Source organism: Vibrio sp. 10N.261.52.C2 (genome assembly GCF_041471425.1).
Lineage (GTDB): Bacteria > Pseudomonadota > Gammaproteobacteria > Enterobacterales > Vibrionaceae > Vibrio > Vibrio crassostreae_C.
This window is the reverse complement of record NZ_JBFROH010000026.1, coordinates 24,313-37,638: the sequence shown is the minus strand read 5'-3', so window position 1 is coordinate 37,638 and position 13,326 is coordinate 24,313. Positions and strand designations below refer to the sequence as shown.

Here is a 13,326-nt window from a genome sequence, read left to right as displayed (position 1 = left end):
CCTGACTCTGTGAATCAGGCCAATTCGATAGCTGGATAGCTAGGAAGTTAATTCAGCTATCCAATTCTTATTTAGAAAGTGGATTAGTAAGGACGTTGGTAAGCCGTCTTAACCACTGTGTAGAACTCTTTCGCGTATTGACCTTGCTCACGAGGACCGAAGCTAGACTCTTTACGACCACCAAACGGTACGTGGTAATCCGTGCCTGCTGTTGGTAGGTTGACCATCACACAACCGGTCTGCGCTTGTTGCTTGAACATTGCGCTAGTACGTAGGCTCTGAGTAATGATGCCGCCTGTTAGACCGAAGCGAGTGTCGTTGGTTGTCGCAATCGCTTCTTCTAGGTCAGCGACACGAATCACACTTGCCATTGGTGCGAACACTTCTTCTTGGTTCACTTCCCAATCGTTCTTAGTGTTCAAGAACAGCGTTGGAGACATGTAGAAACCTTCGTGCTTCATACTCAAGCGTTCGCCACCAAATGCCAGCTCACCGCCGCTTTGACGTGCTTTCTCAACCCAACCTAGGTTTGCTTCAAGTTGGTTGCCATCAACGACAGGGCCCATGAACACACCCTCTTCCAGTGCGTGACCCACTTTCAGCTCGCTCATACGTTTAATCAGTGCTTCAACGTATTGGTCGTGAATGCTATCCATAACCACAAGGCGAGAAGACGCGGTACATTTTTGGCCTGCGCCAGAGAAAGAACCTGCAATCGTTGCATCAACCGCAGTTTGGATATCAGCATCGTCAGCAATAACAAGTGCGTTCTTACTGCCCATTTCTAGTTGGCATCGAACGAAGTTTGGCGCTGTAGCCGCTGCCACTTTACGACCCGTATCAACAGAACCGGTAAAGCTCACACCGTTCACTTCTTTAGAGTTGATCAGTGCATCACCTACTGTTGAACCGCTACCCAGTACAAGGTTAAACGTACCTGCAGGGATACCTTGGCGGTGGATGATCTCTGTAAGCGCGACCGCACTTGCTGGTGTTAGGTTTGCTGGTTTCCAAATAACGCTGTTACCGAAAGCCAATGCTGGAGCAATTTTCCAAGCTGCTGTTGCTGTCGGGAAGTTCCAAGGAGAGATAATGCCGATAACGCCCACCGCTTCGCGAGTCACTTCAACAGAAACACCCGGGCGTACAGAATCTGCGTTGTCACCAATTTGGCGAAGCACTTCAGCCGCAAAGTATTGGAAGAACTGACCTGCACGGTAAATCTCACCGCGACCTTCAGCAAAAGGCTTACCTTCTTCACGAGATAGCAAAGTGCCCAGCTCATCACAACGGGCAATCAGCTCATCACCAATCGCTTGAAGCACCGCTTGCTTGCGTTCAATCGGCGTTTTTTCCCACTCTGGTTGAGCGTGTTTCGCCGCTGAAATCGCTTGTTGAACTTGTTCAGCACTTGCTTGTGCAAAGTTGCCAATATTTTCAGAAATATCTGATGGGTTAATGTTCGCTACGGTGCTTACACCCGCTTGCCATTCGCCGCCAATGTAAAGTGCGTTTTCTGCTTGAACATTCTGTAAGTGAGTCATCATTCTGTCCTTGTAACGTTAGGTTGCGGTTGAGTCTGGCAACCATCGGATTAATTAATAAATTGTTAATTCATATAGAGAATAAGTATTAATTTTGTATCTAGACGTAAAACTATTCGCTTGTATTAGTAAAGATCTGCGTAGACAAACAGCTTTGATTGGCAAATTGCCTCAGTTCACAGTCCATTTATTCAGGTTGAGACGCCGATGCATAAACCACGAACTCAACCAACATCTCTTCTCTAGCTAGCCCTGCAACAACGACTGCTGCACGATTTGGATAAGGTGCGTTGAAGTATTCTCCGTATACGCTGTTTACCGTTTTCAGGTATTCACGGTCAGTCACGTAAATCAGAACCTGCAGCACAGAATCCATCGATTCGCCTGCACACTCCAAGGTATGAACAAGGTTGTTAAAAGTCTGACGCGTTTGCGCTTCAATACCGCCTTCTACTACTGCGCCCGTTTCATCGATTGGAATCTGCGCAGTGTATAGAGTGCCGTTATTAACGATTGCCCACTCTAGTGGTGCTTTTGAAGCAAAAAGAGAGGTTTTTACTGGGTGTTTTTTAGTTTGTGCGTTCACGATTTCATCCAACTTTGTAACAACTATGTTTCAAGATGGTTAAATACTGCGCCTTGACGCCTGATAAATCTAACGGTAAATTTTGTGCATTTGATAAATAAAATCTATCACCTTGCAAAAAGTAAGGTATAGCAAGGGCTAGAGAAGGATCGGAGTCATGAGTATTAAGCTACAACAGTTAAAACATTTCGTTTTGGTGGTCGAAGAAGGTGGATTTAGAGCGGCATCTCACCGTGCAAATCGATCGCAAGCGGCACTTTCGACTTCGATAAAAGAGTTGGAAAAAATACTCGGCCAACCTCTGTTTGAAACAGGCAACAAATCGACACTGACGCCTTTTGGAGAAATATGTTTGCCCAAGATCATTCAATTTCTGAACGTTTACAAAGCATTAGACAATGACTTACGCGCAGCGGCAGCAGGACAACAAGGAAGAGTTCGAATAGCGAGCGTGCCTTCGGTGGCCGCAAAACTCATCCCTAGTGTTTTAGGGGCATTTTGTGAGCAGTACCCGAATGTAGAAGTGAGTTTGATTGATGATAATGCGGCAGGGGTAGAAGCACGATTACTCTCTGGAGAAGTAGATGTCGCCCTAGGCAACACCTCCCATTTAGAAGAAGAGAGTATCGACTTCACCCCACTTCTTTCCGATCCTATCGGTGTGGTCTGCTTAAAGGACAACCCTATCGCCGCTCAACCTGAAGGGATCGAATGGCAAACTCTGTTAAAACAGCCCTTCATTCGTAACGGTACTTGCACCCTACTCGATCCAACACCTGCACGTATGCTCAGCGAACAAGCCCTATATTCCGTAGAAAACATTACTTCTCTGTTTTCTGTATTGGAATTAGGCATTGGGGTAACCACGCTGCCTAAGCTTGCTTTTCCAACCAATGAAACGCGTTTAGTGTGGATTCCTTTGATCGACCCGCCGTTACAGAGACAAATTGGAATATTCCGACTGTCTGACCGTACTATCTCACCCCAAGCGCAAGCTTTTCATGACTTGTGTATTCAATATCTGAGCTATGAAGCTTCATAAACAAGGTTTAGCAAATGGCAGTGCTGCACTGCCATTTGTTGCTTTAAAATACGCTTTATCTGGCCGCATCAACCACTATCAACAAGCTCTTAAGTGGAGTTTGAACTTCATAAAAACGGCTTTAACACTCTCAATTCTTCTTCTCACCTTCCAATATAACCGGCCATAAATACCTCGATGAGTAACAAAAATGCGGATAACCATTGATGTGACACAGTTTTTCCACGCTTCATGAGTAATAGATAAAAAATATATATTCCCGCGTTAATAAACGCACGCTGCTCGCTATAAATAACCAAATAGTGATGAATTAACACATCTAGAGTCCGACTCTAACTCTGATGAAAAGTTAATTTAAGTGCCTGAAAAATATAAATTGATTGCCGTCAACACACTTGGCTTGACCCTGATTTATTCGAGCAGTTATCAATACTTCAAGTTATCAGTAAATCATCTGAAATATTCATGATTATAGTGACAGAATTATTACTTTCATAAATGGAAAACACCCATTTCAAAAATGGAATTATTGATGTCGATATTTGTCGTTTTGATCACATAATTTTAGGCGTAGTTTATATTTTGTCGAAACGAGAGCGAATTAGTTTATATCGTTCTATTTCGTCAGGAGATATAAAACCAGCAAGATTATCTCTTTGTTAACAAGCAAAGTTTTATTAACAAGTAAATGCGAGTAGCAAGACATATTCAAACTGTGTTTTATATGAGCTTACACTGTTAAATATAAGGTTTTATTATGAGGCTTAATGGGATAAGTGGTGACATTCTTGTTGCTGCTAAAAGAGTTGTTCTCTGCCAAGTAGTATTAGCCGTCGGTGTAGTTTTATATGAAGTGTTTTTTGGTAATAAAGTAGATATGGAATCGTCGGCTTTGGGTATCGTTATTGCGATGCTACCTCCGCTGTTTGGTTTTATATATGCAAGCCTAAAGGTGCACAAGAATCCTAATTATAGTTTACGTGACTTAATGCAAATGAGTCGTGTCGTGAAAATAACTTATACGTTCTTAATGTTTATCTTGGCGTTCCAGTTTTTCAAATTGGATAACCCAGTAATATTGTACGCATATATTCTCACTATGGTTGGGTACTTCTTAACACCATTTATTACTGCCTCTACAAGATCGGAGTACGTGTAGTATGGATCAAGTAACTACCGCTCACGAATACATAGAGCATCACTTAACCTTCTTAACTACAGGTGATGGTTTCTGGGCGTTCAACATCGACTCGATGTTGGTATCTTGGATTACGGGTTTACTGTTTATTGGAGCGTTTCGATACGTAGTGACCAAAGGCACCAGCGGTGTTCCAGGTCGATTTCAATGTTTTATCGAACTGATATTTGATTTTGTAAACAACCTAGTAAAAGAGATTTTTCAAGCGGAGGATAAATTAATAGGGCCACTGGCATTAACCACTTTTGTTTGGGTGTTGTTAATGAACGCGGTCGATTTATTACCAATAGATTTCATACCAGCATTAAGTCGTGCAATGGGTCTAGAACACTTTAGAGATCTACCAACGGCGGACGTAAATATACCAATGTCGATGGCACTCGGTGTATTTATCTTACTGTTGACTTATACATTTAAAAATAAAGGATTGAAAGGCTTTATCAAAGAGCTTACTACGCAGCCATTTGATAACCCTCTTTTATACCCTGTTAACTTAGTTCTTGAATTAATAACATTAATTTCAAAACCTATATCACTAGGCTTACGATTATTTGGAAACATGTATGCAGGTGAGATGATATTTATTCTGATCGCATTAATGCCATGGTGGATGCAATGGGCACTGAGTGTTCCTTGGGCACTATTCCACATATTAATCGTATTCTTGCAAGCATTTATATTTATGGTACTGACCGTTGTTTATTTAGGTATGGCAACAGAAGAACACCACTAATTAATAACTAAAAAATTTAACTAACAAATTATTTATCGGAGATACAAATGGATATCGTAAGCGCAGTTTTATATGTAGCAGGTGCATTACTGATCGGTTTAGGTGCAGCAGGTGCAGCATCTGGTATTGGTAACTTAGCAGGTAAATACCTTGAAGGTGTTGCGCGTCAACCAGACCTTACTCCAATGCTTCGTACTCAATTCTTCATCATGATGGGTCTTGTGGATGCAGTACCGATGATCGGTGTTGGTATCGGTCTATACATCATCTTCGCCGTGGCTTAATCAAACCGCTTTGAAAGATCGATTTGTAAATAATCAAGATTTAGTGAGGAAGGTATGAACTTAAATGCAAGCATGTTTGGACAAGCAATCTCATTCGTGATTTTTGTTTGGCTCTGCATGAAATATGTATGGCCCCCTCTCACCGCGATGTTAGACGAGCGCCAAAAAGAAATCGCTGATGGTTTACGCCACTCAGAGAACGCTGCGAAAGAGCTAGAACTAGCAAAATCAAATGGCGCGCAACTCATCGAAGATGCAAGAAAAGATGTGACTGAACTGGTTGAACAGGGCCGAAAACGCCGCAATGAAATCATCAGCTTAGCGCAACAAGAAGCCGAGCAAGAAAAGGCACGCATCTTAGAACAAGGTAGAGCTGAGCTAGAAGGCGAACGCCAAAAGATACGCCGTGAACTTCAGGCAGATATGGCAGACGCAGTAATTCAAAGTGCACAGAAACTGATTAGCAAAAACCTAGATTCCGCAACGAACCGAGCGCTAGTTGACCAAATGATTAGCGAACTCTAAGGAGAGGCAATATGTCAGATTACACCAATATTGCTCATCCCTACGCCAAAGCATCGTTTGAATTTGCTTTAGGTGAAAACCAGTTACAAGAGTGGCACTCAATGCTGTCCATTCTTGTGGCTGTCGCGGAAGAAGAAACGATCGCTAGTCAGATTTCTTCAGCAGAAGGTGCTTCTACACACCAAACAGAAGAGCTGGCAAACCTCATCATTCATATTTGCCAAGGACTCGTTGATGACCACGTCATTAATCTTATTCGAGTCTTGGCCGAGAACGGCCGCCTTTCTGTTGTAAGAGACCTGTTTGAATTGTACTGCGAGCTAAAGGACGAACATGAACGTGTAGTGCCTGTCACTGTCACCAGTTCAGAAATGCTGACACAAGATCAAGTTACGTCACTAACAGCTGCACTTGAGAAGAAATTAGAGCGTCAGGTTGAAATGAAGCAGGTTATTGATGACACGTTAGTAGGTGGAATGGTCATCAAGGCGGGTGAAACCGTTATCGATGGTTCTTTAAACACATCAATTGACCGATTGGCTCATCAACTTCACGCGAGATAGGTAACAATTATGCAATTAAATTCAAATGAAATCAGCGATCTAATCAAAGAACGCATCTCGAAATTTAATGTGAGCACCGAGGCTCGCAATGAAGGCACTATCGTATCGGTTCGTGATGGCATCATCACAATCAATGGCCTTGCTGATGTTATGCAAGGCGAGATGATTGAGCTACCAGGTGGCAAATACGCACTCGCACTTAACCTCGATACGCACTCAGTAGGTGCGGTGGTTATGGGCCCCTACACTGACCTATCTGAAGGTATGAAAGTGAAAGGTACAGGTCGTATCTTGGAAGTCCCCGTCGGTAACGGTCTTCTTGGCCGTGTTGTGAACACATTAGGCGAGCCAATCGATGGCAAAGGCCCAGTAAGTTGTGACCGACTCGACCCTGTAGAAGTGATTGCACCCGGTGTAATCGAACGTAAGTCTGTTGATCAGCCAATTCAAACTGGCTATAAAGCGGTTGATACCATGGTGCCAATCGGTCGTGGTCAACGTGAACTTATCATCGGTGACCGTCAGACGGGTAAAACAGCGTTAGCTATCGATGCGATCATCAATCAGAAAGATTCTGGCATCAAATGTGTGTATGTAGCGATTGGCCAAAAAGCCTCCACTATCGCTAATGTGGTTCGTAAACTCGAAGACCACGATGCGCTAAAAAACACCATCGTAGTCGTGGCATCAGCATCAGAGTCTGCAGCGCTTCAATACCTAGCCCCTTATGCGGGTTGCACCATGGGTGAATACTTCCGTGACCGCGGTGAAGATGCGCTGATCATCTATGATGACCTATCAAAACAAGCCGTTGCTTACCGTCAAATCTCATTGCTATTGAAACGCCCACCGGGTCGTGAAGCCTTCCCTGGCGACGTATTCTACCTTCACTCACGCCTACTAGAACGTGCAGCACGAGTGAATGCAGAGTATGTAGAGAAGTTCACTAACGGTGAAGTGAAAGGCCAAACAGGCTCATTAACGGCGCTTCCTATTATTGAAACTCAGGCGGGTGATGTATCAGCGTTTGTACCAACCAACGTAATCTCAATCACTGATGGTCAGGTTTTCCTTCAAACCCAACTGTTTAACTCAGGCTTACGTCCTGCAGTAGACCCAGGTATCTCGGTATCTCGTGTGGGTGGTGCGGCGCAATGCAAGATCATCAAGAAACTGTCTGGTGGTATCCGTACTTCATTAGCTCAATATCGCGAGCTGGCGGCCTTTGCTCAATTCTCTTCTGACTTAGATGAGATGACGCGCAAACAGCTAGACCATGGTGAGCGTGTTACCGAATTAATGAAGCAAAAACAATACTCTCCAATGTCAGTCGCTGAGCAAGCAACGGTTATCTACGCAGCAGAGAAAGGCTACTTGGCCGGTGTTGAGCTAAACAACATTGCCCGTTTTGAAGAAGAGCTGATTGCTTATGCCAAAGGTCAGAACCCTGCGTTGTTCGAAAAAATCAACGCGACAGGCGATTACAATGACGAAATCGACGGTGCTCTTAAAGAGATCCTAGAAGGTTTTGTTGGGATGAAAGCTTGGTAAGTGCTCCGGTTTGTTAGCTGGAAATCAAAACAAATAGGAGCAGATTATGGCAAGTACTAAAGAAATTCGCACCAAGATAGCCAGTGTTAGTAACACTCAGAAAATCACTAGCGCAATGGAAATGGTTGCAGCAAGTAAGATGCGCAAGGTTCAAGACAACATGACGCTAACTCGCCCCTACGCCGAGAACATGCGAAAAGTTATCTCTCATGTTGCATCGGGTTCCCTGGAGTACCAGCACCCTTACCTGCAACAGCGTGAACCTAAGCGTGTCGCTTACATCATTATCTCGTCCGATCGCGGCTTGTGTGGTGGCTTGAACTCAAACTTGTTCAAGAAAGTGTTAGAAGAAATGGAGCAATGGCGCACCAAGGGAGTCGAGGTAGAAACAACCTTAGTGGGATCTAAGGCTATCTCGTTCTTCCAACGCGGCGGCAACGTTATTGCACAAACGTCAGGTCTTGGCGATACACCTAAGTTAGAAGACATCTTAGGTACGGTGAATGCGATGCTCGGGCATTACGACGAAGGTAAAATCGATAGCTTGTATCTCGTTTACAACCAGTTCGTCAACACCATGGTTCAAGCGCCAACGACCTTGCAGTTGCTCCCCCACCCTTCGGATTCTGAGGAAGGTGGTGAGCCTAAAAAAGCGCGTCGTTGGGACTACATCTATGAGCAAGCACCCAAAGACATACTCTCAGAACTGTTACATCGATACATCGAATCGCAAGTGTATCAAGGCATTGTTGAGAGCATTGCCTGTGAGCAAGCAGCCCGAATGGTCGCTATGAAAGCGGCGACTGATAACGCAGGCCAACTCATTGATGACTTGCAGTTGGTCTACAACAAGGCGCGTCAGGCTGCCATTACCCAAGAGCTGAGTGAAATAGTCTCAGGTGCCCAAGCTGTCTAGGGGTAGAAAAGACTGGGTCAAGAACAGAATTTGAGGATTTAAGAATGAGTGTTGGAAAAATAGTTAAAGTAATCGGCGCGGTGGTTGACGTCGAGTTCAGCGGCGGCAACAGCCCACGCGTTTATGATGCATTGAAAGTGACTAGCGACGAAGCAAGCTCGTTAGTATTGGAAGTACAACAACAACTGGGTAGCAATATCGTTCGTTGTATTGCAATGGGTACGTCAGATGGCTTACGTCGTGGCCTAACGGTTGAAAACACAGGCTCTCCAATCACGGTTCCTGTCGGCGAAGAAACGCTAGGCCGTATCATGAACGTGCTTGGTCAACCTATCGATGAGTGTGGTGAAATCGGTCAGAAAGAAAACTACGAGATTCACCGTGAAGCCCCTTCTTATGAAGAACAAGCAAACAGCACTGAGCTTCTAGAAACAGGCGTTAAGGTTATCGACCTTATCTGTCCATTCGCTAAGGGTGGTAAAATTGGTCTGTTCGGTGGTGCTGGTGTAGGTAAAACCGTCAACATGATGGAGCTTATCAACAACATCGCCAAAGCCCACTCAGGTCTTTCTGTGTTTACCGGTGTAGGTGAGCGTACTCGTGAAGGTAACGACTTCTACTACGAGATGAAAGAAGCAGGTGTACTAGACAAAGTAGCCATGGTTTACGGTCAAATGAACGAGCCACCGGGAAACCGTCTACGTGTAGCACTTACAGGCCTAACTATGGCTGAGCGCTTCCGTGATGAAGGTCGTGACGTACTGTTGTTCATTGATAACATTTACCGTTACACGCTTGCGGGAACAGAAGTATCAGCTCTGCTAGGTCGTATGCCTTCAGCAGTAGGTTACCAACCAACACTGGCTGAAGAGATGGGCGTACTTCAAGAGCGTATCACGTCAACAAAACAAGGCTCTATCACCTCTATCCAAGCAGTATACGTACCTGCGGATGACTTGACTGACCCATCGCCAGCAACAACCTTTGCTCACTTAGATGCGACCGTTGTACTGTCTCGTAACATCGCGGCACTGGGTCTATACCCTGCGATTGACCCGTTAGATTCAACGTCACGTCAGTTAGATCCGCTGATCGTAGGCCAAGAGCACTACGACATTGCACAAAAAGTACAAACAACGCTGCAACGCTACAAAGAGCTAAAAGACATCATCGCGATTCTTGGTATGGATGAGCTGTCTACTGAAGACAAACAGACCGTATCTCGCGCTCGTAAGATTGAACGTTTCTTAACGCAGCCTTACCACGTAGCCGAAGTGTTTACCGGTCAGAAAGGTGTCTTTGTACCGCTAAGCGAAACACTAAGAGGCTTTAAAGGTCTGTTAAGCGGTGAATATGACGATATCCCAGAGCAAGCGTTCTTGTACTGTGGCTCTATCGACGAAGTGCTTAACAAAGCAAAATCACTCTAAGAGGCAGGTGCACCATGGCTATCGGAATTACAGATAATACATTTCAACTTAATATTGTAAGTGCGGAAGGTACGCTGTTTTCAGGTCCAGCGTATGCCCTAGCCGTTTCTGGCGCTGACGGTGAACTGGGGATCCGCCCCGGTCACTCCCCGCTTCTCAGTAAGATCAAACCGGGCGTAACCGTGTTTGTTACAGACCCTAAATCAGAAGGCCAAGTGCTGTATGTCTCTGGTGGGATGCTGGAAGTTCAGCCGGATGTGGTTACGTTATTAGCCGACACGGCCTTGCATGGTAAAGACATTGACCGCGCTCGCGCAGAAGAAGCGAAATATGCCGCTCTAGAGAACATCAACAAGGGCAACATAGACATTAACTTTGCACAAGCTCAGCTAGAACTAGCGAAAGCCGTTGCTCAGTTACGTGCATCAGAGCTAACTTCTTCTCACACAAGACACTGAGAATAAGCGTTATTGGCCGTTAGCTGTGCTAGCAAACAAATACAAAAAAGGCTCACTAAATAGTGAGCCTTTTGATATCTGCGTAACGTAAAACCTAGGTCTAACGTTGCTTGATGTTCAAACGAATAGTTTTAAAAGATTCGTTTTAGAAAAGCAGTTTAGAGCAGTCGTTTAGAACTGTAGTTTAAAAGAACTCAATCGAATTACGGCCGCTTTTGTCATCACGTGTTGGCTTTGGCGTATCCGCTTTCTTTTTCGGTTTCTTCTCTTTTTTCTCTTTCTTTGGTTCAGCCTTTGCGCTTAGCATTTCTGCTTTGCTTTTCTTAGATTCCTTCTTCTTAGAATCCTTTTTAGACTGACCTTTCTTCGCCTTGTTCTCTTTTTTAGGCGTTTCTTTCTTTTTCGGCTTTTCTGATTCTTCTTGTACTGGCTGATCACACACCACTACATAGTATTCTTGGTTGAATTCAAAGAAGTCGCCATCGTACATTTTACGACGCTTACGGGTTTCTAGCTCACCATTTACCGCTACGTAGCCTTCAGAGATGATGTGCTTAGCTTCACCGCCACCACTCACTAGGTTAGCAATTTTAAACACTTTGTAGAGCTCGATTGGCTGTGATGAAACATCAATACCAATTGCTTCAATTTCAATCTCTTCGCCTTCTTCGCCCAGCTCTTGGCCTTCGTAATCAGCGTCTTCGTAATGTTCTTGGTCCATGGTGACCTCTACCTAAATATGTACTTCTGAAATATTGGGCGCAGTGTAATCTTAAAACAACGAAATGACCATGTTGAATTCAACCAGAGCCCATTTGTTTTAAACAAACCCTCTGCGTTATAAAACACCACCAACATTCGAAAGACTCACCAACTGCTTAGTATATTCATGCTGCGGATTACCAAACAAAGTCTCAGTGTCGCCCTTCTCTATTACCTCGCCAGCTTTCATGACGATGGTGTAATGACACAAGGATTTCACGACATTCAGATCATGACTGATAAACAAATAGGTCAGGCCATACTTTTCTTGAAGTGACTTCAGCAAATCCAATACTTGAGCTTGAACGGTTCTGTCCAATGACGATGTTGGTTCATCGAGCAGGATAAACTCTGGCTTTAAAATCAAAGCACGAGCAATCGCAATACGCTGCCTTTGACCGCCAGAAAACTCATTTGGGTAACGGTGACGCGTTTCAGGATCGAGGTCAACCTCTTTCATTACGTCACAGATGCGTTGGTCGAGCTCATGCTCATCCAATTGTTGATGCACTAACAAGCCTTCGCCAATCACTTGCGCGACCGACATTCTCGGGTTTAGCGCAGAAAACGGGTCTTGGAAGACCACTTGCATGCGGCTTCTAAACGGAAGCATCTGTTTTCGATCTAAACCTTGAAGCTGTTCACTCGAGTAGGTGATTGACCCTTCACTATCTACCAGCTTAAGTATCGCCATACCGGTCGTCGATTTACCAGAACCACTTTCGCCAACCAAACCGATTGAGTGCCCTTTCTTCAAAGTGAACTCCATGTCGGTGACGGCTTTAACATGAGAAATGGTGCGCTTGAATAAACCGCCCGTGATCGGGAACCAAACACGAAGTTGATTTACATCGAGTAGCGGTTTGCTTTCGGGTGACACAGGAACGGGCAAACCTTTCGGATCAGAGTTAATAAGTTTTTGAGTGTAAGGGTGAGCAGGCGCGTTAAACAGGGTATGACAGTCGTTACTTTCAACCAAGCGACCATCTTTCATTACCGCTACTCTGTCGGCAATCTTACGGACGATACTTAAGTCATGAGTGATAAAAAGCATCGCCATACCGAGCTCTTGTTGCAGGTCTTTCAACAAATCCAAAATCTGCGCTTGTACCGATACATCCAATGCGGTTGTCGGTTCATCAGCGATAAGCAGCTCAGGTTCGTTGATCAATGCCATTGCGATCATCACGCGTTGGCGTTCTCCACCAGATAGCTCGTGCGGATAGGCTGATATCTTTTGTTCTGGGTAACGAATCCCCACCTTGGATAGCCACTCTATCGCTAAGGCTTGCGCTTTGTTGGTTCGCATACCTCGGTGAATCGCGAGGGTTTCAACAAGCTGTTTTCCAATTCGATGAAGCGGATTTAGGGAAACCATAGGCTCTTGGAAGATCATTCCAATACGACCACCACGAATCCCACGTAGCTGTCTTTCAGAACAACTCAGAATATCGGTGCCAGAGAAGTTAATCTTACCGTTTAAGTAATGTGACGAGCCTTTAGGCAGCAGTTTCAATACTGAATTAGCGGTAACCGATTTGCCTGAACCACTCTCTCCTACCAGAGCAAGTGTCTCACCTTTGTATATCTCCAACGAGACATCATGAGTCACTTGCTCTATCGAGTCTTTACGCCCGAAACCGACAGACAATTTATCAATGGTCAGAACTGGAGAGGCATTAGCAGCCTCTGCTGTTGACCCTGAAGCAGGAGCTGTATTTGAAGTCATAACCT

The 13,326-nt window shown here is 44.7% G+C and carries 14 protein-coding genes; 10 read left to right on the top strand and 4 right to left on the bottom strand.

The features are described from left to right. Nucleotides 1-83: 83 nt before the first annotated feature. Together AB4307_RS10655 and AB4307_RS10650 are read right to left on the bottom strand one after the other, a co-directional pair. Nucleotides 84-1,544 carry an aldehyde dehydrogenase family protein gene (locus AB4307_RS10655; RefSeq protein ID WP_017060834.1) on the bottom strand — a complete coding sequence of 487 codons (1,461 nt, stop codon included), beginning with the start codon at nucleotides 1,542-1,544 and terminating at the stop codon, nucleotides 84-86. Nucleotides 1,545-1,731: 187 nt separating this feature from the next. Beyond that, on the bottom strand, nucleotides 1,732-2,130 hold the full coding sequence (locus tag AB4307_RS10650) for a RidA family protein (protein WP_017060835.1): 399 nt from the start codon (nucleotides 2,128-2,130) through the stop codon (nucleotides 1,732-1,734). A gap of 157 nt (nucleotides 2,131-2,287) precedes the next feature. Between AB4307_RS10650 and AB4307_RS10645 the strand changes: the two genes are divergently transcribed. The 10 genes from AB4307_RS10645 to AB4307_RS10600 all read left to right on the top strand — a co-directional run bounded on the left by AB4307_RS10645 (nucleotide 2,288) and on the right by AB4307_RS10600 (nucleotide 10,830). Then, nucleotides 2,288-3,172, top strand: a complete 885-nt coding sequence (locus AB4307_RS10645; protein ID WP_105058091.1) for a LysR family transcriptional regulator — start codon at nucleotides 2,288-2,290, stop codon at nucleotides 3,170-3,172. A gap of 757 nt (nucleotides 3,173-3,929) precedes the next feature. After that, nucleotides 3,930-4,331, top strand: coding sequence for an ATP synthase subunit I (locus tag AB4307_RS10640; protein ID WP_372073222.1), 402 nt, complete (start codon nucleotides 3,930-3,932; stop codon nucleotides 4,329-4,331). Nucleotide 4,332: 1 nt separating this feature from the next. Then, on the top strand, nucleotides 4,333-5,103 hold the full coding sequence (atpB, locus tag AB4307_RS10635; RefSeq protein ID WP_017060838.1) for a F0F1 ATP synthase subunit A: 771 nt from the start codon (nucleotides 4,333-4,335) through the stop codon (nucleotides 5,101-5,103). A 47-nt stretch (nucleotides 5,104-5,150) separates the two neighbouring features. Beyond that, complete coding sequence (atpE, locus tag AB4307_RS10630; protein ID WP_004730405.1) at nucleotides 5,151-5,387, top strand: F0F1 ATP synthase subunit C; 237 nt, start codon at nucleotides 5,151-5,153, stop codon at nucleotides 5,385-5,387. A gap of 54 nt (nucleotides 5,388-5,441) precedes the next feature. Beyond that, a complete protein-coding gene (locus AB4307_RS10625) occupies nucleotides 5,442-5,912 on the top strand; it encodes a F0F1 ATP synthase subunit B (RefSeq protein ID WP_017060839.1) in 471 nt (156 codons plus the stop codon). A gap of 11 nt (nucleotides 5,913-5,923) precedes the next feature. After that, on the top strand, nucleotides 5,924-6,475 hold the full coding sequence (locus AB4307_RS10620) for a F0F1 ATP synthase subunit delta (protein ID WP_017060840.1): 552 nt from the start codon (nucleotides 5,924-5,926) through the stop codon (nucleotides 6,473-6,475). 9 nt (nucleotides 6,476-6,484) lie between these two features. After that, nucleotides 6,485-8,026, top strand: coding sequence for a F0F1 ATP synthase subunit alpha (gene atpA, locus AB4307_RS10615; protein WP_104216112.1), 1,542 nt, complete (start codon nucleotides 6,485-6,487; stop codon nucleotides 8,024-8,026). 46 nt (nucleotides 8,027-8,072) lie between these two features. Then, entirely contained in the window at nucleotides 8,073-8,942 is an 870-nt protein-coding gene (atpG, locus tag AB4307_RS10610; protein WP_017064727.1) for a F0F1 ATP synthase subunit gamma, read from the top strand. 44 nt (nucleotides 8,943-8,986) lie between these two features. Beyond that, nucleotides 8,987-10,372, top strand: coding sequence for a F0F1 ATP synthase subunit beta (atpD, locus tag AB4307_RS10605; protein ID WP_017060843.1), 1,386 nt, complete (start codon nucleotides 8,987-8,989; stop codon nucleotides 10,370-10,372). Between the two features lie 14 nt (nucleotides 10,373-10,386). Continuing rightward, nucleotides 10,387-10,830, top strand: a complete 444-nt coding sequence (locus AB4307_RS10600; protein ID WP_017060844.1) for a F0F1 ATP synthase subunit epsilon — start codon at nucleotides 10,387-10,389, stop codon at nucleotides 10,828-10,830. 184 nt (nucleotides 10,831-11,014) lie between these two features. On the opposite strand, the gene AB4307_RS10595 is transcribed toward AB4307_RS10600, so the two are convergent. Together AB4307_RS10595 and yejF are read right to left on the bottom strand one after the other, a co-directional pair. Then, entirely contained in the window at nucleotides 11,015-11,551 is a 537-nt protein-coding gene (locus AB4307_RS10595) for an RNA-binding S4 domain-containing protein (protein WP_017064730.1), read from the bottom strand. 117 nt (nucleotides 11,552-11,668) lie between these two features. Beyond that, nucleotides 11,669-13,321: a microcin C ABC transporter ATP-binding protein YejF gene (gene yejF, locus AB4307_RS10590; RefSeq protein WP_372131846.1), complete on the bottom strand. Its 1,653-nt coding sequence runs from the start codon at nucleotides 13,319-13,321 to the stop codon at nucleotides 11,669-11,671. Between the last annotated feature and the right edge of the window lie 5 nt (nucleotides 13,322-13,326).